This is a genomic window from Chryseobacterium sp. MMO-72 (genome assembly GCF_037146035.1).
In the GTDB taxonomy this organism is placed as follows: domain Bacteria; phylum Bacteroidota; class Bacteroidia; order Flavobacteriales; family Weeksellaceae; genus Chryseobacterium; species Chryseobacterium indicum.
The window spans coordinates 186214-205835 of the sequence record NZ_JBBCWG010000001.1 but is presented as its reverse complement, the minus strand read 5'-3'; the positions used below and the strand labels follow the sequence as shown (position 1 = coordinate 205835).

Genomic DNA, 19622 nt, shown 5'->3' with positions numbered 1-19622 from the left:
GAATTTGAATAAAAGTGTTATCTTTGCATTCACTTTATTCATGGGGTTGACTGGTTTCGACAGCAAGACCAATGGGTAAGTAAGCATGCAGAGAACCGTAGCGCGATCTCTATAATCCCTTGCTACAAAATTTTAACTGGCAACGAAGAGTTCGCTCTTGCAGCTTAATATCGAAGTATAGTAGATCAAGCGTTTTCCCGAAGATGTTAGTAGGGAAGCAAGATATTCCACAAATGCTCTGTTCTGCGGCGTTTGATTCTGGGATATAGGAATGCGGAAATAAGGCTTTGGACGCTTCGGCTAAAGCTCGAAAACCTCAGAAGATAAGCCGGAAGTTGGGTGTCTGCTCTCTGCTTCCCGTCGAAAATCAATAGCAGAATAAGCATGTAGAAAGCTTATGTATTGCTTGTTTGGACGAGGGTTCGAATCCCTCCAACTCCACAAAAGAGATTGTTTTCAGCAGTCTCTTTTTTCTTTCTCAGATATTAAAGGGCTTTACTTTTATTGTCCGAGTTTTTCTCCCTTCTGCTCTTTCGGTATTCCCAAGGCGAAACTGCATTTTTATCCGTCCATAAACCCAAACGATTCTCTTTCGCGCTGTCCTGTAGTTTTTGCAGATCAAGATTCTTCGATGCTTTAAAATACCACCATCCGAAACCTGCTTTAATGATTTCCTCAGAAAGATATTTATTATGATCGTAAAAAATTTTAGCAACAGTTCTTTTGTATCGGTCTTTTGCGGTTCTGTAAAATGTAATTGTTTTGCCAAATACAGCATCACTGGTAAACTGTTTGGCATTTTTACCAAAAGCCTGGCCTTTTTCGGGACAATCTACTTCCGCGAGCCTTAAAGTTTCCTGTGTGCTGTCGGATAACAGCACAACCACCGTATCACCATCTTTCACTTTAATTATCTTTCCTGTAGTTTGTGAAGAAATAAGAACTGAAAACAATACAAAAAGAATGAGCAGATTTTTTTTCATCAATAACAAATAATATTTCGAATTTTAAAACAGGCTGCAAAAGTAGTAATTATAAAGCTCTGAGGTAAAAAATAACTTTTAAAAAGCTCAATCAGACAGATTCTATATTGAGTCTAAAAAATTGTGAATGGCAAACTTAAATAAGACAATGAAATGTTAAAATATAAACCCCTGAAAACTAAAAGACTAAACTCACAAATTACAAAATACTCTTATGTAAACCACAAAAAAGACTAAAAAAATGTTTTATCGTAAAGAATTTTATATATTTGCACCATCTAACAATTAAAAAAAAATTTACTATGTCAGACATTGCATCAAGAGTAAAAGCTATCATCGCTGATAAGCTTGACGTTGAAGAAACAGAAGTAACTCCAGAAGCTAGCTTCACAAACGATCTAGGAGCTGATTCATTGGATACAGTTGAACTTATCATGGAATTTGAAAAAGAATTCAATATTCAAATCCCTGATGATCAAGCAGAAAAAATTACTACTGTAGGACACGCTATCGCTTATATCGAAGAAGTAGTAAATAAATAATATTCTTCAACAAAAAAGAAATTAAACAAAGTTTATGGAATTAAAAAGAGTAGTTGTAACCGGTTTTGGAGCAATAACACCAATTGGAAATAATGCAAAAGAATACTGGGAAAATCTTGTAAAAGGTGAGAGCGGAGCTGCTCCTATTACTCTTTTTGATGCCACAAACTTTAAAACTAAGTTCGCTTGCGAAGTTAAAAATTTCAATCCTTTAGACCATTTCGATAAGAAAGAGGCTAAAAAAATGGATCGGAATACACAGCTTGGGCTTGTTGCTGCAAGAGAAGCAGTAGCGCACTCAAGAATTATTGAAGACAATGTAGACAAAAACAGAGTCGGCGTAATCTGGGGTTCAGGAATCGGAGGTTTAGAGACTTTTGAAACTGAAGTTTTAGGATGGGCAAACACGGAAATCCCGAGATTTAACCCGTTCTTTATTCCTAAAATGATTGCGGATATTACACCGGGGCATATTTCTATTGAATATGGTTTCCATGGTCCTAATTACACTACTGTTTCTGCATGCGCATCTTCTGCAAACGCTTTAATTGATTCCAAAATGCTGATCCAGCTTGGAAAAGCAGATGTAATTGTATGTGGAGGCTCTGAAGCAGCCGTTACAGCAAGTGGTGTCGGTGGTTTCAATGCAATGATGGCACTTTCTACAAGAAATGATGATCCGAAAACAGCTTCACGACCTTTCGACAAAGACAGAGACGGATTTGTGTTGGGTGAAGGAGCAGGATGTATCGTTCTTGAAGAATATGAGCACGCTGTAAAACGTGGTGCTACAATTTACGCAGAATTAAAAGGCGGCGGTCTGAGTGCAGATGCACATCACATGACTGCACCTCATCCTGAAGGTTTAGGCGCTTATCTCGTAATGAAGAACTGTCTGGAAGATGCAGGATTAACTGCTGATGAAGTAGATCACATCAATATGCATGGTACATCTACTCCATTAGGAGATATTGCAGAATCCAATGCTATTTCAAAATTATTGGGAGAACACGCTTTCGACATTCAGATTAATTCTACAAAATCAATGACCGGTCACCTTTTGGGTGCTGCAGGAGTTATTGAGGCTATTGCTGCGTTGGGAACTATTATTCATGGTATTGTTCCTCCTACCATCAACCATTTTACTGATGATGAAAATATCGATAGCAGACTGAATTTCACATTCAACGAAGCTGCTAAGAAAGATGTAAAAGTAGCCATGAGTAATACTTTTGGGTTTGGTGGGCACAATGCCTGCGTTCTATTTAAGAAAATCTAAATCTACTGAATGGAGTTACAGAAATACTTTTCTAAATTCCTTCTCAAAAAAAGAAAAAGACAATTAACGGAGAGAGATTATTTTCTCATTACTGAACTCAGCAAAATGCTTGGAACTGAGGTACAAAATGTTGCCCTCTACCGCGAAGCTTTTTCTTTAAAAAATTCTTCTAAAAATAAAGACAGCAATTACGAAAGGCTGGAATTTTTAGGAGATTCTGTTTTGGGTACAATTATTTCTTGTCATTTGTTTCATACCTATCCTCAAGCCAATGAAGGATATCTGACGCAGATGAAATCTAAGATTGTTAATAGGAAGAATCTTAATAAATTAGGAGAAGATTTAAAACTTACCAGTCTTCTGCAGAAACAAAACTCTGTAGTGGCTTTAGGTGAAAACATCTCCGGAAATTTATTTGAAGCTTTAATTGGTGCTGTTTATCTTGACTTCCAGTATGAAACCTGTAAAAAGATCATTCTGGAAAGATTATTGACGCCAACGGAAATTAACAAACTGGAAAATAAAATTGTAAGCTACAAAGGTCTTCTGCTCGAATGGAGCCAAAAGAAGAAACTGAATATAAAGTACGAAACCTGCGAAGAAATTCAGGTAAATAAATCGATTGTTTTCCGCTGTCATGTATGGCTGGGAGAAGAAAAAATCGCGAATGCCACAGAAACTTCTAAGAAAAAAGCCGAAGAAAAAGCTGCACAAAGAGCATTTTATATTTTAAACAAAAAAGAAAATATACTTGGAAATCCAAAAACTTTATGACATTGATGATATAGAATTTGAAGATATTACCATAGGATTGGTAAGATTAGCAAAAAATATACCCGATCATGAGTTTTTCTACAAGGTGAATCAAAACAACGATCTTACATTCAAAAGGATTGAAGATGTTATTCTTCACGGGTCGTATTATGATTATTTTTTTTCAAGATTTGAGGCTTACCATAAGTTTACAAAGACCTGTTTTACTTTTATTTCGAACAGATCTTCGGAAAGTAAACAAAAAAAATTACAGACAGAGCTCTTCTCGGAAGAAGAAAACATTAAATTTTTATTAAATAATCAGGTAGAAGTGCAATATATTTTGCACAGTTCGGAACAGTTTCCTGATTTTTCCGTAATTTTGCTCCCTGAAAATCTTGTGTTTCCAATTCAAGATTATACACTAGGTTCTGAAGAAGAACTTTATCAAATTATCCAGTATTATGAATAAGTATTTAAAGAAAACAAAAATTATTGCAACGCTTGGTCCGGCTTCATCGTCAAAGGAAGTAATGTTAGGGTTAATGAAAGCAGGTGTTGATATTTTCAGAATCAATTTTTCACACGCTGATTACGACTTAGTTCGTTCAAATATCGAAATCATCAGAGAACTGAATAAAGAATACGGTTTCTCGGTTGGTATTTTAGGAGATTTACAGGGTCCTAAACTGAGAGTAGGAGTTGTAAAAGAAGGTTCCTACCTTAATCCAGGAGACATCCTTACTTTCACCAATGAAAAAATTGAAGGAGATTCTACAAAAGTGTACATGACGTACCAACAGTTTCCACAGGATGTGAAAGTTGGAGAAAGAATTCTTATTGATGACGGTAAATTAGTTTTAGAAGTAACTGAAACCAACCTTACAGATACCGTAAAAGCGAAAACCATTCAGGGGGGACCATTAAGTTCCAAAAAAGGAGTAAACCTTCCGAATACGAATGTTTCTCTTCCTGCATTAACGGAAAAAGATATTCAGGATGCCAATTTCATGCTGGATCAGGAGGTAGACTGGATCGCACTTTCATTCGTTCGTCATGCACAGGATATCATCGATCTTAAAGAATTGATTTCTAAACATCCGAACGGAAAATTCAAAACGCCGATCATTGCGAAAATTGAAAAGCCGGAAGGCGTAAAAAATATAGAAGAAATTTTATTGGAATGCGACGGTTTAATGGTTGCACGTGGAGATTTAGGAGTAGAAGTTCCGATGGAAGAAGTTCCTGCCATCCAGAAAACTCTGGTTGAAAAAGCAAGATTCTATTCCAAACCGGTAATTATCGCTACTCAGATGATGGAAACGATGATTAACAGTTTAACACCAACAAGAGCGGAAGTAAATGACGTTGCAAACTCTGTATTGGACGGAGCGGATGCGGTAATGCTTTCAGGAGAAACTTCTGTAGGAAGATATCCGGTTCAGGTAGTGGAAAATATGGCTAAAATTGTGAAAAACATTGAAACTACTCATTTTTACCAGCACAAAAACGAGCCTATCGAAAAGGATTTCAACTGTATTGATGATCGATTTATCACCAACAGAGTTTGTCTTGCGGCAGTAAGAATCGCGAAGACCACCAACGTTTCTGCGATTGTTACCTTAACAAGTTCAGGATATACAGCGTTCCAGCTTTCTGCACACAGACCCAATTCACACATCATTGTATACAGCGGAAACAAGAGAGTTATTACCATGCTGAACCTTCTTTGGGGAGTTCACGCCTATTATTATGATATGAAGAAATCTACTGATGAAACGATTATCCAGGTAAATATGCTGACACATAACTACGGATATATCGAGGCTGGAGACTTTGTAATCAACATCAATGCAACTCCATCTTACGAAGGCGGAAAAACAAATACCTTAAGATTAACGACAGTTTAATTAATACAAAACTGTTAATTATAAAACAAAAAAACTCACGAATAAATTTCGTGAGTTTTTTGTTTTTATGAGCCAAAAACGGAAAGAATAAATATTGAACGTTAATTAAGCAGCACTTTTATAAACTTCCATCTCCCCTCTTCCAACTTTCCTATTTACTCATAATTTCCTACAACAGTTCTTGCCGTTACGAATTCCCGTAGAGCCAATAAAGAAAGTTCTGTTCCATAACCTGAAGCCTTTGATCCTCCGAAAGGAAAACGGGGATCAGAACTCGTCATTCTATTGATATTAACGGTTCCGGATTCAAGGTTTTCGATAAAAAATAACTGTCTTGACTGATCTTTTGTCCATACGGAATTAGAAAGCCCAAAAGGAATATCATTCGCCATTTTTAAAGCTTCTTCGTCATTTTTAGCAATCATCACCATTCCCAAAGGTCCGAAAAGCTCTTCCTGTAAAATAGGATTTCCTTCCTGCACACGAATTAGACCGGGTCTGAATTCATTTTCAGAAATTCTTTCCAACGGAAGAATGATTTCAGCTCCATATTCCAGTGCTTTCTGAAATTGCTTTTCCAGTTCATCCGCAAGATCCGGTCTTGCCATTCCGGCAATTTTGGTTTCTTTATCCATTGGATCTCCAACTTCATATGTTTTATATTCTTCAATAAATATAGGAAGAAAAGCGTCTTCAATTTTTTCATCAATAATGAATCTTTTTGCCGCAGTACAGGTTTGCCCGCAATTCTGAAGTCTTGATTTTACCCCTGCTTTTGCCGCTTCATCCAGATCTCCGTCGTCCAGTACAATGAAGGCATCACTTCCGCCAAGCTCAAGCAGAGATTTTTTGATATTTAATCCTGCAATAGAAGCCACTTCTCCTCCAGCTTTTCCACTTCCTGTAAGACTGACTCCTTTTACCGTACTATGTTCGAGAATTCCTTTTACTTCTTTATGACTTACCTCAAGATTCTGGAAAATCCCTCCCGGAAATCCGGCTTCCAAAAGTACTTCTTCTATAGCGTTTCCGCTTCCAAAACAAATTGAAGCATGTTTTAAAACAACGGTATTTCCGGCTAAAATCGCAGGAACGGCAAATCTCAAGACCTGCCAGAAAGGGAAATTCCAAGGCATTACTCCTAAAATTACCCCTTTTGGAACATAATGAACTTCAGAATAAGAAAATTCAGAATCGATTTTCTCTGGTTTTAAAATATTTTCGGCATCTGCATAATAATTCATCATTAAAGCACACTTTTCTACCTCAGCAACAGATTCTGAAATAGGTTTGTTCATTTCCTGAGTAATGATCGTTCCAAATTTTTCAGAATTGTTCTTTAAGATTTCCGCTGCTTTAGCAATGAGTTTCTGTCTGTCTTCGAATGGTACTTTTCTCCATTCTGAAAATGCCTTATCTGCTTTGATAAGTTTATTTTCAATTAATTGTTCCATACTATAATTTCTGTTTTTAAATCCGAATCTGTGCCGAATTTAATTCATGCTTTCTTCAAGCGTTTTGGAAGCAACAAATCCTGTTCCTTCGGGTTATATAAAATAATGATTTTTTCTATCGGAATATTGTTAAATTTTATGTTAAATCATAAACCATTCATTTATAAGTGTTGCCGCCAGTCTTGCCGTTCTTTCCTGTATGTCAAACTGTGGATTTACCTCTGCCACATCAAGTGCCAAAAGTTTTTCACTTTTCAGAATATGTCTGTAAAAATGCATAAATGTCGCATCAGCAAAAATACCGTTGTATGCAGACGCAGAAACTCCCGGAGCAATAGAAGCATTGAAAACATCCATGCAAATCGTAAGATAAAGATAGTCTACACTGTCGAGAAGATCATTTATTCTTTGGTAAACAGAAGGTAAATTTTCAAAGAAAAGTTCATCGGCAAGAATATATTTCATCCCGTACTGATGAGCGGTATCAAATAATTTCAGAGTATTAGAATTCCTCTGAATCCCGATATGCAGCGAATGAATTTCGCCTTCCTGAGCAATTTGCCAGAATCCGGTTCCCGAACTCGCTCCTACTCCATTTTCAGGCTGTCTGTTATCAAAATGAGCATCAATATTAATAATTCCTATTTTCTGTTCAGGAAAAGCTGTTTTTAGTCCTAAATAATGTGCGTAAGTGACTTCATGACCTCCGGCTAAAACCACAGACCTTCCTCCTTTCAACAACACTTTGGAAACATTTTTGGCAAGATTGTTCTGGGTATTTTCTAAATTTCCGTCTTCACAGGTAATATTTCCAAAATCCAGTAATGAAAAATCAGGACGGATTACAGGAAAATTCGACATATTTTTACGGATAATATCCGGAGCATCTTTTGCGCCCTGTCTTCCTTTATTCCGTCTAACACCTTCATCTACAGCAAATCCATGTAAAACGAAATCTTTAGGTGAAATAAAATCATAATTATTTTCCTCTTTCACCCTCTGAAATATCCTGTGGAAAAGAAGTTCTTTTCCGTCTAATCTTCCCTGCCAAATCGTGTTCATCATTAATAAGTTTAATTTGTGTGTGGTTTATAATTATTATCCCAGAAATATCTCTGGAATTTATTCAAAAAGATAATTAAGAAATTCTAAATTGGGATTTATTGCTCTTATTAATTCAAGTTTTTTGTCTCTTTTTAATAATTTTATTTCTTTTTCTCTTTCTATCGCCTGATGTATCCAGCCAAAGCTTTGATAGTAAATCAGAAAACAGACATTATATTTTGCGGTAAAACTATCAGGATTTAATTTATTTATATGCTGAGATAATCTCTGATGCAAGTTTCCGGTAACTCCCGTATATAAAACTGTTCTGTTTTTATTAGTTAAGATGTAAACATAAAATTTATAAATTCCTTCATTTAATTCGAACATTTTTTATCATTTGTATTAAAGTATATTTAGATGCTTTCAGCATGACAATTCGAACGTCTTAATATAGCGTAATATTTGTCATGCTGAAAGCATCTAAATTAATCTGTAATATATTTTTAAATTTTAATTCCATCAATATAAACATTCTCCGCTTCTAAGCTCCCCTGATTATAAAGGACATTCTGGAAATTATTGGTTTTAAAAGTCACAAAATCCGCTTTTTGTCCTTCTGTTAATCTTCCTCTATCTTCCAGACCAAGCGCAAAAGCCGATCGGAAAGTAATTCCCGCTAACACTTCTGCTGTCGTTAATTTTTCAAATGTTGCCAAAATAGAAGCTTGTGTAATTAAATTTCCCATCGGCGCAGAACCGGGATTCCAGTCACTTGCGATCGCTACAATCGCTCCTGCATCCAGTAATTTTCTCGCCGGCGTAAACTTTTCTCCCAATCCTAAACTTGCACCGGGTAAAGCGGTTGCCACTGTATCGGATTCGGCTAAAAATTCAATATCGTCATCAACAGTTGCTTCCAGATGATCGGCAGATTTTGCCCCCACTTCAACTGCAATTCTTGAACTTCCCGGAGTAAACTGATCGGCATGAACTGTAATTTCAAAACCTAATTCTTTAGCTTTTAACAAAAAGTTTTTGCTTTCTTCGGGCTGAAATGCAGATTTTTCAATGAAAATATCTACGCGCTTTGCCAAATCCTCTTCTTTTACTTTCGGTAAAATTTCATTTACAATGTATTGTAAATAGTCTTCATTGCTTCCTTCAAAATCTTTTGGCTTCAGATGTGCGGAAAGACAGGTCGGAATCAAAGTGGCTTTCGTCTGTTCCTGCGCTTTTTTGATGATACGAAGCATTTTCAGCTCGTTTTCCATATCCAGACCATACCCGCTTTTTACTTCAATGGTAGTAATTCCAAGTGAAATTAAAAAGTCAATTCTTTCCAGCAAAGTTTTTAACAATTCTTCCTCCGAAGCACTTCTAGTATGCTGTACCGAACTCCAGATTCCGCCTCCGCTTTCAGCAATTTCGAGGTATGTTTTTCCTGCATTACGCATGGCGAAATCATTCGCTCTGTTTCCGCCAAAACAAATATGTGTATGAGAATCTACGAAAGCCGGAAGAACAATCTGCTCTCCTTCTACCGTTTCAATTTCTATATTCTGGTTTTCGGATTTTAGAATCTCAAAGTTTCCAACCTTTTTGATTTTATTATTATCGATTAAAATTCCTCCATCGGGAATGATCTCAAGTTGTTCGTCTGAAAGTTTTCCTCTTAAAGGAAGGTTTGCAAGTGTTACAACTTGCCTGAAAGGACCAATTAGTTTCATTACTATAAGATTAAGATTGAGGCTTAGATTAAGGATTAATTCTGCTTAAATGGTTTGTTATCTTATTTAAATCATGTACAACTTCATTAATTAAATTTTTCATTTCTAAGCACTCATTTTCTGAAAAATATTTTACTCGGCTTCCGTATATCAAATGGCTTTTAGTTTCAAATGCAGACCCTCTGGAAATATCATAAAATCTGCCTTTATCTTTCGCTGTTCTTCTCCCAAAACCTTCAGCAATATTTGCTGAAATACTTTCCGCTGATCTTCTTAATTGTGAAGTCAACGCATAATCTTCTTTTTTGGGTAAACTTTCAGATATATTAAAACATTTTTCAGCAATATCCATTGCCTTTTGCCAAACGGGCATCTCAGTAAAATCTTTTATCATTTGTTATTACTATTTGCCTCTCAAAAATACTTAAAATATATCAATATTGTAAATCACAAATACACTTGCCCTTAATCTTTACTTAAAGCTCAGAATTACACTAAAATTAATCTCAGCCTCAACCTTAATTTTTACCTCAATTTTCCTATCTTTACGGTAAATGAAATTGAATTAATGCCCGATTTTTTACATCCCGATAAAGAAAATTATTCCCGCGAAGAACTTGCGCAGGAAGAGCAGATTCGTCCCCAGAGTTTTAAAGATTTTGCCGGACAAAGAAAAACATTGGAAAATCTCGAAGTTTTCGTGACGGCTGCCAAAAGACGTGGCGGAGCTTTGGATCATGTTCTTTTGCACGGTCCTCCCGGTTTGGGAAAGACTACTCTTGCCAATATTATCGCTAATGAACTTGGAGTAAACTGCAAGATTACTTCAGGACCTGTTCTGGACAAGCCCGGAAGTTTAGCCGGTTTATTAACGAATCTGGAAGAAAATGACGTGCTTTTCATCGATGAAATCCACCGTCTTTCTCCTGTTGTGGAAGAATATCTGTATTCTGCGATGGAAGATTATAAAATCGACATCATGCTGGAAACCGGTCCGAATGCACGAAGTGTACAGATCGGCTTGAATCCGTTTACTTTAGTGGGAGCAACAACCCGAAGCGGAATGCTTACCAAACCGATGCTGGCAAGATTTGGAATCCAAAGCAGGCTGGAATATTATACCATTGAACTTTTGTCGATGATTATTATCCGAAGCGCAAGAGTTCTGGGCGTAAAAATCTATGAAGATGCCGCAATTGAAATTGCCAGAAGAAGCCGTGGAACACCAAGAATTGCCAATGCACTGTTAAGAAGAGTTCGTGATTTTGCAGAAATAAAAGGAAACGGGGAAATAGAAATCAACATTACAAAATATGCTTTGGATTCTTTAAACGTTGATGAATTTGGTCTGGATGAGATGGATAACAAAATCATGCGTGTCATGATTGAAAATTTTAAAGGAAAACCTGTGGGAATCTCTGCTCTGGCAACATCTATTGCAGAAAACCCTGAAACTCTGGAAGAAGTTTATGAACCTTTTTTAATTCAGGAAGGATTTATCATCAGAACACCGAGAGGTCGTGAAGTAACAGAAAAAGCTTATAAGCACCTCAACATTTCAATGCCTAAAAACCCGGGAGAACTTTTCTGATTTTTGACTTAAATAAAAAATAAATAACATTATAAAAAACTCAATATTATATGAAGCTATATCCAATACAATGCGGAAAATTTAAGCTCGACGGCGGAGCGATGTTCGGAGTCGTCCCAAAGAGTCTGTGGGAAAAAACAAATCCTGCAGACGAAAGAAACTTAATTGAGCTGGGAACACGTTCTCTTCTTGTGGAAGACGGAAAAAAATTAATTTTAATTGACTGCGGTTTAGGAAATAAGCAGGATGATAAATTTTTCGGTCATTATTCGCTTTGGGGAGACGATAATTTAGACAAAAACTTAAAGAAATATGGTTTTGTAAGAGAGGACATCACGGATGTTTTCCTTACTCACCTTCACTTCGATCACTGCGGTGGCGCAATTGAATGGAATGACGATAAAACAGGTTACAGACCTGCTTTCAAAAATGCACAGTTCTGGACGAATGAAAACCACTGGAAATGGGCAACGGAACCTAATGCCAGAGAAAAAGCGAGTTTTCTGAAAGAGAATATTATCCCGATTCAGGAAAGCGGACAACTGAACTTTTTACCTCTTCCGGCAACGGGAAATTACGGTTTTGCACCTGACTTGAAAATGGATGTGATTTTCGTTGATGGTCATACCGAAAAACAAATGCTTCCTGTCATTCAGTATCAGGAAAAAACGATTGTTTTTGCGGCCGATTTAATTCCGACAGCGGGACATATTCCTCAGGTTTATGTGATGGGCTATGATACCCGACCTCTTTTAACTTTAGAAGAAAAGGGTAAATTTCTTAAGCAGTGTGTGGATAATGAATATTTGCTATTCTTTGAGCATGACGCACATAACGAACTGGCAAGTCTGAAAATGACTGAAAAAGGGGTAAGATTAGATGAGACGTTTAGTTTTAATGATGTTTTTGGATATTAATTTTTGATCATGGAGGAATTACATTCAGAAACTCAGAAAGCAGAACCTGATCCCTTATCTGCACCCAAAATCATTGGCTTAACTGGCGGAATCGGATCCGGAAAAACTACAGTTGCAAAATTTATTGAAGAGTTCGGATTTCCGGTTTATTATTCGGATGACAGGGCAAAAGATATTGTGAATGACAATGATGATTTAAAACAGAAGATCAAAGAACTTTTAGGAGATAATGCCTATGATGAAAACGGAGTCTACAACCGTAAATATGTTGCTGAAAAAGTTTTTAACAATAAAGATTTACTTCAGGGATTAAATGAAATTATTCATCCTGCTGTAAGAACAGATTTTGAGGATTGGGTAAAAAGACAAACGAAATATCTGGTTTTTAAAGAAACAGCTTTATTGTTTGAGTTAAAATTAAACCAGCAATGCTACAAATCCATCTTGGTTACCGCAGAAGATAATATCAGAATAAAGAGAGTGATGGACCGGGACGGAAAAACCTACCGCGAAGTTCAGGCTGTTATGGAAAAACAAATGCCGGAAAAAGAGAAAATAAAACTTGCCGACTGCATTATCTATAACAACACAAATCTTGAAGACCTCAAGGAACAAACCGAAAAAGTTGTTTTTGATATTGAATAAAATTAAGCTCGTTGGATGTATTTCTAACGAGTTTTTTGGTGCTTTCTGTTTCTCACATAAAAAAAACAGGCTCTCATTTCTGAGAGCCTGCTTAAGTTGATTAATGATTAAATGTATTATTCTTTGACAAATTTCTTCTGAACAGAAATAGTATTTCCATCCAAAATATCTATCACATAAAGTCCATTTATTAAATTGTGTACATCAATCTTATTATTCAGGATAATACCGCTTGATACCAATTGTCCTGCTGAACTGTAGATCTTATAATTCGCTTTTTTGCTGATATTTTTCACATACAGTACAGAACTCACCGGATTCGGATAAATCATGACATCTGTTTGATTAATTGAATTAGCAACAGGAAGTTTAGAAATTCTTACCGTGTAATCTTCTACTTCTCCATTCGGGAAGTTGGTACAATTTACAGGAATAACATCTCTGCCCATTGCCACTCTCATTACTACATATTTGTAGTCTACCAGACTGATGAATGCATCTGCAGGTACCGTAAATGTAGTGCTCGCAGTAGGATTACTGTTTGGTCCGTCAGCAAGGATTCTTTCGTTGATATCGAAGTATCCGTTTCTGTTGAAATCGATCCATACTGCAACTCCTGCTTTATTGTTTCCTGACAGCTTTTTATCAATTATGATTTTATTGTCGGAAGACCCCTGAATCAGTTCAATAAATTTAGCCGGAACTCCTGTATAATCTGTATAATTAGATCCTACGGAAGTATTCGTCATCTGAGGCTTACCATTTGGCGTTACCGTTACTTTAGAGATGTACTCTGAAGTTGTTGTTCCGGTAGATGCCATCTGACAGTAAACAATTGTTGGTGTCGTGAAGAAATAAGGCAGTGTATATGTACCCGGAGTTCCGCTACAAACGTTTGCTACCTGCATTTCATACTGTGTTAACTCTAATAACCCTGTAAGAGTAATCGTATTGGTATTCGATGGTACCATTGTCCAGCTCGGAATACCTACTTTTCTGTATCTCAGGATATAAGTAGCACCCGGGAAAGGATCCCATGTTACCTGTGCCGTTGTTGGAGTAATTGCTGTAATGGTAAGTCCCGGAGGAGGTAACTGACACGTTCTTTCTGTAGTAAACACTTTAGGATTAGACCATGGATTTACAGTAGTTTCTCCATTACAGATATTCGCCACCTGCACTTCATAAGTCGTATACGGGCTTAAACCTGTAAGTGTATATGTATTTAACGGTGCTGCAGTAACGTTGATTGTAGCCCATGTTGCTGTACCTACAATTCTGTATCTGATTACATAAGTAGCACTTGGTACAACAGGAGCCCATGTTACTACGGCTGAGTTGGTAGTTACAGTTCCTATTGTAACATTCGGAGGTGTAGGATCACATCTTGTAGTGAATGTCTGTGTAGGTGTAAATGTACCCGGAGTTGTTCCACAACTTCCTGCTATCTGTACTTCATAAGTCGTAGCAGGTGTTAAACCGGTTAAAGCCAATGGTGGGTTACCTGTTAAAGTTGATACTACAACCTGAGTCCATGTACTTGTTCCTGCCACTCTGTATCTTACAATAAATGTAAGACCACCTGCAGGCACAGTCCATGTAACATTCGCAGAAGTATGAGTAATTGTGTTAAATGCTAAATTAGTAGGTGCTGTTGTAGAACAAGGTCTCAATTTCACCGCATAATCTTCGACTTCACCATTCACTGCATTCTGGCACATAACTGGTGCACTTGTACGTTTAAGAACAACTCTCATTGTAGTTGTCAAAGGCCCGTTATATGCTGTTGAAGGAACGCTGAATAATGCTGTAACAGGAGTTGTAGTACTTGCTGCAGACGCCATAATCTGCTCTGTAGTTTCAAATACTCCGTTTCTGTTAAAATCGATCCAAGCTGAAACTGCATCATTTTGTGCCCCGCCTTTAGCTACTGAAATCTGGTTATTTGTAGAACCTATTTCCAGATTTACCAATGTTGCCGGAGTGGTATAGCTGATGTAGTTTGTCTGTACAGAAGTATTGCTCATTGGAGGAATACCCGGATTCACTGAAGTTATTGTCACATTTGAAATAAAGTCAGTCGTTCCTGTACCCGTCATATTACAATAAGTAATCGGAGTAGTTGTGAAAAGTACAGAGTTAGACCAAGGTCCCTGAACTCCACCACAAATTGTAGCTACCTGTACTTCATAAGCAGTTTGTTCAGTAAGCCCTGTAATATTATAAAGGTTTCCTGTAACTACAGGTGATGTATTCCAAGTTCCTACAGGGTTGGTAGTTCTCCATCTTACCAAATAAGTTGCCCCAGTAGAAGAGATCCAAGATACTGTAGCTGTAGTAGCTGCAATATTTGATATTGTAATACCTGTAGGTGCAGCCGTAGTACATGGCTGGATATCTACAAACTGAACCTGATAGTCTTCTACCTCGCCATTACTTGTAAGAGGTGAACAAGCATCGGTAGGAGTTAAGAAGTAAACAATCACACGCATTTTTACTTTATTCGTACCCGAGTAAGCTCCGGCAGGAACAGCGAAATTAGCAGTAACAGGTGTTGTTGAAGAATAACCTAAGTTCATTATTCTTTCTCCACCGGCAACTGTAGTAGGATTGTTATTAAAAATTCCATCTCCGTTAAAATCAATCCAAGCATAAGTAGAATATGTGCTTGATAAGATCGTTCTTCCTACAGAAAGTACGTTACCTGTAGAGTTACGAGCCAAAGTAATGATCTTAGTAGGATCATTAGAATAATCTGTGTAAGTACTAGCTCCGGAGTTGTTAGACATCATCGGTGTATTCGTACCTGTAACAGTAATATTATTAATGTATCCGTCAGTTACTGTCGCAGTCCCTGAATTACAATATGAAATTGCAGGGGTAGTAAAATAAGTAGAAGCAGACCAAGCCCCTGTAACACCACCACAAATAGTTGCAACCTGTACTTCGTAAGTAGTGGAAGCATTTAAGTTTATAATAGTGTAAGGGTTGGTTACCGGAGCAGCAATTACCGTCCAAGCACCAGTACCTGTTCTGTATCTTAATGTATAAGTTGCTCCCGTTGTATTGATCCAAGAAACCAAAGCTGTAGAAGCTGTAACGTTTGAAACCACTATCGGTGTTGGAGGAGCCGTTGTACAAGCCGCAAGATCAATAATCTTAACCGCATAATCTTCGATTTCTCCATTTGCAACCGTTGCACAAGGATCTGTAATTGTAGAAGTAGAGAAAATAACTCTCATTCTAAGTGTTAACGGACCATTGTAAGAAGTTGTAGGAACTGTAAATGTAGCTGTAATAGGAGTGGTTGTACTTGCAGTAGTATTAATTACTCTTTCTGCAGCTTCAAAGATACCGTTTCTGTTGAAATCAATCCAAGCTCCAACTGCTAGTGAAGACTGAGTAGTTGTTAACCAAGATTTAGAAACAGAAATTGAGTTATTGGCAGTATTACGAACCAATGTTATCAATTTGGTTGGATCTGGAGAATAATTCGTATATGAATTCGCTCCTGAATTGTTACTCATTACGTAAGAACTCACTGGAGCTACCGTTACGTTAGAAATATATCCATTGGTATTATTCGTAGAAGTAATATTACAATATGTAACCGCCGGAGTTGTGAATTGCAAAGGAGCAGTAAATGTTCCCGTAGTTCCCGAACAAACATAAGCTACCTGAACCTCATATTGAGTCTGTTCAAGAAGGTTGCTCAGTGTATAAGCATTCGTTGTTAAAGGAACTGTAATCCAAGTCGGAGAACCTACCTGTCTGTATTGTAAAACATAAGTTGCCCCCGTTGCAGGATCCCATGTTACATATGCAGAAGTTGCTGTAATATTTGTAACCGATAAGTTTAACGGAGCATTACTTGTACAAGCAATTGGCTGAATTAATTTTACTGCGTAATCTTCAACCTCACCATATGTATAACTTGTACACATTACCGGAGAAGAGCTGAATTGTAATGCAACTCTCATCTTAGTAGTTGCAGGTCCGTTATAAGCAGTTGTCGGAACATTGAAAGTGGCAGATACAGGAGTAGTTGTACTTGCTGCAGAGTTCATTACCTGTTCTGTAGCTTCAAAAACTCCGTTTCTGTTGAAGTCGATCCATACTCCTACAGCTTCACTATATACTGTACCTGTCCAAGCCTTGCTAACTGAAACTGTATTACCAGTAGAACCGATTACTAAATTTACCAAAGCACTTGCTGTAGTAGAGTAATCTGTGTAAGTAGCACCTGCAGAGTTATTACTCATTACAGAAGCTCCTACAGGAGTTACCGTAACATTAGAAATATATTCTTCTGTAGGGTTACTTGATGTCATTGTACAATAAGTAAGTCCTAAAGTTGTAAAGTTCGTAGAAGCAGAAAAAGGTCCCTGAACACCGCTACAAACTGTAGAAACCTGTACTTCGTACTGGATGCTGTCACTAAGACCTGTAAGGTTTACAGAGTTTGATGCCGCATTCACAGTAATCCATGTTGTACTTCCTACCGGACGATATCTAACAATATAAGTAGAGTTAGCAGTTGCTGTCCATGTTACTGTAGCAGTAGTCTGTGTAATAGCAGAAACTACAATACCTGTAGGAGCAGCTCCGGTACAGTTTAGCAAAGAAGCTACCGTTGAACTTCCGATTGCATAGAAAACATTTCCGATAGAGCTCACTCTGATCTTAACTGTTCCTCCAAGAGTAAGACCCGTTAGGTTAAGAGACTCACTTCCGTCATTTGGTGTGGAAGCTGCAGCTACCGTCCATGTTACTCCGTTGTCTGTAGTATAATCAATTTTTACATTCGCTACACTATAAGGAGCAGCGGTAGTATTTACCACATCCCATGTTACGTTCGTTGCACCGTTATTATATGCTGTGGTTGTAGTTACTTTGAACGGCCCATCGTTTCCAACAATGATCTGCTGATTGGCAAACTGAGTCTGCTGCTGAGTTGGCACCGGATTATTATCTCTTACCGTAACTCTGAAGTTTGTTGTTCTTGCAACGGTAGAAACAGATTCCCATCCATTGTTAGAGTTATTTAATACTCCCGCCAATACAGAAGATAATTTAGGAAAATATCTTGTTGGGCTTGTTGTAGGGTTAAATGATCTAAACGAGGCTCCGCTTGCAGTAGTTCCTAAGTTATTCTTATTAATAGTAACACTTGCATTATCAACTTCTTCCCAGCAATACGTCATAGGATCGTTTTCTGGATCTGTTGCAGAAGCCGTTAAAACGAATGCCGTACCTTTAGGAATATTAAATGTTGATAATGGCGCAATTACAGGAGGATTGTTTGTAACCGGGGTTTCAACATCACAGGTTTTACTGGTAAGATTATTTTGTACCTGTGTAATACTTACGGCATGGAAATAAGGATCAGAATGAGCCTGAACATCCGTATTTGCTCCAGTAATCCCGGCATAACCCATAATTGTTGAACCAGAACCCGGCTCAACATTTACACCTGCACTTTCCAGACCGTGAGAAAAGGTGTGGTTTGCTCCCAGCTGGTGTCCCATCTCATGAGCAACATAATCTATATCAAAATTATCACCCTGAGGAATACCATCCGCCGGAGAAGTATATCCGGATCCTTTCTGTTGAGAAGTGGAACTTGTAGGATCTATACAGACACACCCGATACACCCCGCATTACCACCCCCTCCGGAAGCTCCGAATAAGTGTCCGATGTCGTAGTTGGCATTACCAACATTGGCTGTAAGAGTCTGCTGAAGTTCCAAATTCCAGTTATTCATCTGCGCTGCAGGCGAATATGGATCGGTAGAAGCATTAGTATAAATTATGTTCGGATAATTTTGTAAATTAAGGTGTAATGCAAAATCTTTTTCAAATACACCATTTACTCTTGTTAATGTAGCATTGATTGCTGTTAAAGCATTAGCAACTGTACCTCCGAAGTACTGAGTATATTCACCTGTTACAGACATTGCCAACCTCATGGTTCTGTACTTTTTGTCGGATGACTTGGCAAAGTTTGTTGTCTGATTAGCAAATGACTTCCCTGCTGAATAAAGATTTGCTATCTCTTGCTTAGACAGCTTATCCTCGTTCATAGAACAAAGAAAACCTTCATTGCTTTTATCAGTTTTTGGATGCACACCATAAACTGTTTTGTTTTTATCAGCAGGTTCTATGAATTCATATTTACCATCCTTGACGATCATCGACTGAAAATCATCCGGTGCTAAACTGAATCTCAGGTATTTGCCGGGATCATCTACCCCGACTCCTACATAAGAGCCTAACTGATACTGGCCTGCCAGTTCTTTCACTACCACAGGGAAGCTGTAAACGGCAAATTTTTCAATTTTCCCATCTAAAGTTGGCAAAGAGATCGTGACGGGTTTTGCATTTTTTCCCGTTTCCTGAGCTTTCGCCAATTGAGACTTTAGTAGAGAAATGTCCAAAGAGTAGTAGTTCTTAATCTCAGAACTAGCTCTCGTCTTTTCCCCTCGAAATGTCGTGGGACTCCATTGTGCACTGGTAATCGCAAACAAAAAGAGGAAAAAGAAAGAAGTAAAATTTTTCTTCATAACTTTCTCAATATATTAATTACACAAATCTAAACAAATTTAATTATTAAATTAAAAATATTTCCATTTTTTTTATACAGACTTTTCAACAATTCAATTCAAAGCATTGGGAATAACTAACCAAACAAACAATATATACGAAATTGAAAATCTGATCTTATTTTAATTCATTGGATATTATTAAAAACAAAATATCCGGAATACAAATTGG

At 37.4% G+C, this 19622-nt stretch carries 15 protein-coding genes and 1 other RNA gene; 9 read left to right on the top strand and 7 right to left on the bottom strand.

From position 1 onward, the window contains the following. The first annotated feature begins 42 nt into the window (after window positions 1–42). Window positions 43–444: a transfer-messenger RNA gene (gene ssrA, locus WFH39_RS00885) on the top strand. Window positions 445–485: 41 nt separating this feature from the next. Here the strand turns inward: ssrA and WFH39_RS00880 are convergent. Further along, entirely contained in the window at window positions 486–983 is a 498-nt protein-coding gene (locus WFH39_RS00880; RefSeq protein ID WP_336688443.1) for a thermonuclease family protein, read from the bottom strand. A 302-nt stretch (window positions 984–1285) separates the two neighbouring features. On the opposite strand from WFH39_RS00880, the gene WFH39_RS00875 reads away from it, so the two are divergent. Genes WFH39_RS00875 through pyk form a run of 5 tightly spaced genes read left to right on the top strand, consistent with a single transcriptional unit; the run spans window position 1286 to window position 5467 of the window. Next, window positions 1286–1525: an acyl carrier protein gene (locus WFH39_RS00875; RefSeq protein ID WP_002976354.1), complete on the top strand. Its 240-nt coding sequence runs from the start codon at window positions 1286–1288 to the stop codon at window positions 1523–1525. Window positions 1526–1559: 34 nt separating this feature from the next. After that, a complete protein-coding gene (gene fabF, locus WFH39_RS00870) occupies window positions 1560–2804 on the top strand; it encodes a beta-ketoacyl-ACP synthase II (RefSeq protein WP_336688442.1) in 1245 nt (414 codons plus the stop codon). Window positions 2805–2813: 9 nt separating this feature from the next. Further along, window positions 2814–3578, top strand: coding sequence for a ribonuclease III (gene rnc, locus WFH39_RS00865; protein ID WP_087709639.1), 765 nt, complete (start codon window positions 2814–2816; stop codon window positions 3576–3578). After that, on the top strand, window positions 3556–4029 hold the full coding sequence (locus WFH39_RS00860; RefSeq protein ID WP_302713974.1) for an IPExxxVDY family protein: 474 nt from the start codon (window positions 3556–3558) through the stop codon (window positions 4027–4029). Before rnc ends, WFH39_RS00860 begins: the two co-directional genes overlap by 23 nt. After that, window positions 4022–5467 (top strand): pyruvate kinase, encoded by a 1446-nt coding sequence (gene pyk, locus WFH39_RS00855; RefSeq protein ID WP_214591007.1) that lies wholly within the window; start codon window positions 4022–4024, stop codon window positions 5465–5467. The genes WFH39_RS00860 and pyk overlap by 8 nt, the downstream gene beginning before the upstream one ends. A gap of 155 nt (window positions 5468–5622) precedes the next feature. On the opposite strand, the gene WFH39_RS00850 is transcribed toward pyk, so the two are convergent. The 5 genes from WFH39_RS00850 to WFH39_RS00830 form a co-directional block, all read right to left on the bottom strand. Then, window positions 5623–6921 (bottom strand): aldehyde dehydrogenase family protein, encoded by a 1299-nt coding sequence (locus tag WFH39_RS00850; protein WP_336688441.1) that lies wholly within the window; start codon window positions 6919–6921, stop codon window positions 5623–5625. A 141-nt stretch (window positions 6922–7062) separates the two neighbouring features. Continuing rightward, the gene (gene hutG, locus WFH39_RS00845; protein WP_336688678.1) at window positions 7063–7983 is read right to left on the bottom strand and encodes a formimidoylglutamase; all 921 of its coding nucleotides are present in this window, start codon (window positions 7981–7983) and stop codon (window positions 7063–7065) included. Between the two features lie 60 nt (window positions 7984–8043). Continuing rightward, window positions 8044–8355 carry a GIY-YIG nuclease family protein gene (locus WFH39_RS00840; protein ID WP_076390687.1) on the bottom strand — a complete coding sequence of 104 codons (312 nt, stop codon included), beginning with the start codon at window positions 8353–8355 and terminating at the stop codon, window positions 8044–8046. Between the two features lie 116 nt (window positions 8356–8471). After that, window positions 8472–9695, bottom strand: coding sequence for an imidazolonepropionase (gene hutI / locus WFH39_RS00835; RefSeq protein ID WP_336688440.1), 1224 nt, complete (start codon window positions 9693–9695; stop codon window positions 8472–8474). Window positions 9696–9723: 28 nt separating this feature from the next. After that, the gene (locus tag WFH39_RS00830) at window positions 9724–10089 is read right to left on the bottom strand and encodes a four helix bundle protein (RefSeq protein WP_336688439.1); all 366 of its coding nucleotides are present in this window, start codon (window positions 10087–10089) and stop codon (window positions 9724–9726) included. 174 nt (window positions 10090–10263) lie between these two features. Between WFH39_RS00830 and ruvB the strand changes: the two genes are divergently transcribed. Genes ruvB through coaE form a run of 3 tightly spaced genes read left to right on the top strand, consistent with a single transcriptional unit; the run spans window position 10264 to window position 12848 of the window. Further along, window positions 10264–11286 (top strand): Holliday junction branch migration DNA helicase RuvB, encoded by a 1023-nt coding sequence (gene ruvB / locus WFH39_RS00825; RefSeq protein ID WP_336688438.1) that lies wholly within the window; start codon window positions 10264–10266, stop codon window positions 11284–11286. A gap of 50 nt (window positions 11287–11336) precedes the next feature. Then, on the top strand, window positions 11337–12203 hold the full coding sequence (locus WFH39_RS00820; RefSeq protein ID WP_076390684.1) for an MBL fold metallo-hydrolase: 867 nt from the start codon (window positions 11337–11339) through the stop codon (window positions 12201–12203). Between the two features lie 9 nt (window positions 12204–12212). After that, window positions 12213–12848: a dephospho-CoA kinase gene (coaE, locus tag WFH39_RS00815; RefSeq protein WP_336688437.1), complete on the top strand. Its 636-nt coding sequence runs from the start codon at window positions 12213–12215 to the stop codon at window positions 12846–12848. Between the two features lie 116 nt (window positions 12849–12964). Here the strand turns inward: coaE and WFH39_RS00810 are convergent, their stop codons facing one another. Further along, a complete protein-coding gene (locus WFH39_RS00810; protein ID WP_336688436.1) occupies window positions 12965–19411 on the bottom strand; it encodes a GEVED domain-containing protein in 6447 nt (2148 codons plus the stop codon). Between the last annotated feature and the right edge of the window lie 211 nt (window positions 19412–19622).

What these genes read in the sequence shown, in the direction of transcription:
- WFH39_RS00880 (WP_336688443.1), bottom strand. Translation starts at nt 983, where the DNA reads ATGAAAAAAAATCTGCTCATTCTTTTTGTATTGTTTTCAGTTCTTATT.
- WFH39_RS00875 (WP_002976354.1), top strand. Translation starts at nt 1,286, where the DNA reads ATGTCAGACATTGCATCAAGAGTAAAAGCTATCATCGCTGATAAGCTT.
- fabF (WP_336688442.1), top strand. Translation starts at nt 1,560, where the DNA reads ATGGAATTAAAAAGAGTAGTTGTAACCGGTTTTGGAGCAATAACACCA.
- rnc (WP_087709639.1), top strand. Translation starts at nt 2,814, where the DNA reads ATGGAGTTACAGAAATACTTTTCTAAATTCCTTCTCAAAAAAAGAAAA.
- pyk (WP_214591007.1), top strand. Translation starts at nt 4,022, where the DNA reads ATGAATAAGTATTTAAAGAAAACAAAAATTATTGCAACGCTTGGTCCG.
- WFH39_RS00850 (WP_336688441.1), bottom strand. Translation starts at nt 6,921, where the DNA reads ATGGAACAATTAATTGAAAATAAACTTATCAAAGCAGATAAGGCATTT.
- hutG (WP_336688678.1), bottom strand. Translation starts at nt 7,983, where the DNA reads ATGAACACGATTTGGCAGGGAAGATTAGACGGAAAAGAACTTCTTTTC.
- WFH39_RS00840 (WP_076390687.1), bottom strand. Translation starts at nt 8,355, where the DNA reads ATGTTCGAATTAAATGAAGGAATTTATAAATTTTATGTTTACATCTTA.
- hutI (WP_336688440.1), bottom strand. Translation starts at nt 9,695, where the DNA reads ATGAAACTAATTGGTCCTTTCAGGCAAGTTGTAACACTTGCAAACCTT.
- WFH39_RS00830 (WP_336688439.1), bottom strand. Translation starts at nt 10,089, where the DNA reads ATGATAAAAGATTTTACTGAGATGCCCGTTTGGCAAAAGGCAATGGAT.
- ruvB (WP_336688438.1), top strand. Translation starts at nt 10,264, where the DNA reads ATGCCCGATTTTTTACATCCCGATAAAGAAAATTATTCCCGCGAAGAA.
- WFH39_RS00820 (WP_076390684.1), top strand. Translation starts at nt 11,337, where the DNA reads ATGAAGCTATATCCAATACAATGCGGAAAATTTAAGCTCGACGGCGGA.
- coaE (WP_336688437.1), top strand. Translation starts at nt 12,213, where the DNA reads ATGGAGGAATTACATTCAGAAACTCAGAAAGCAGAACCTGATCCCTTA.
- WFH39_RS00810 (WP_336688436.1), bottom strand. Translation starts at nt 19,411, where the DNA reads ATGAAGAAAAATTTTACTTCTTTCTTTTTCCTCTTTTTGTTTGCGATT.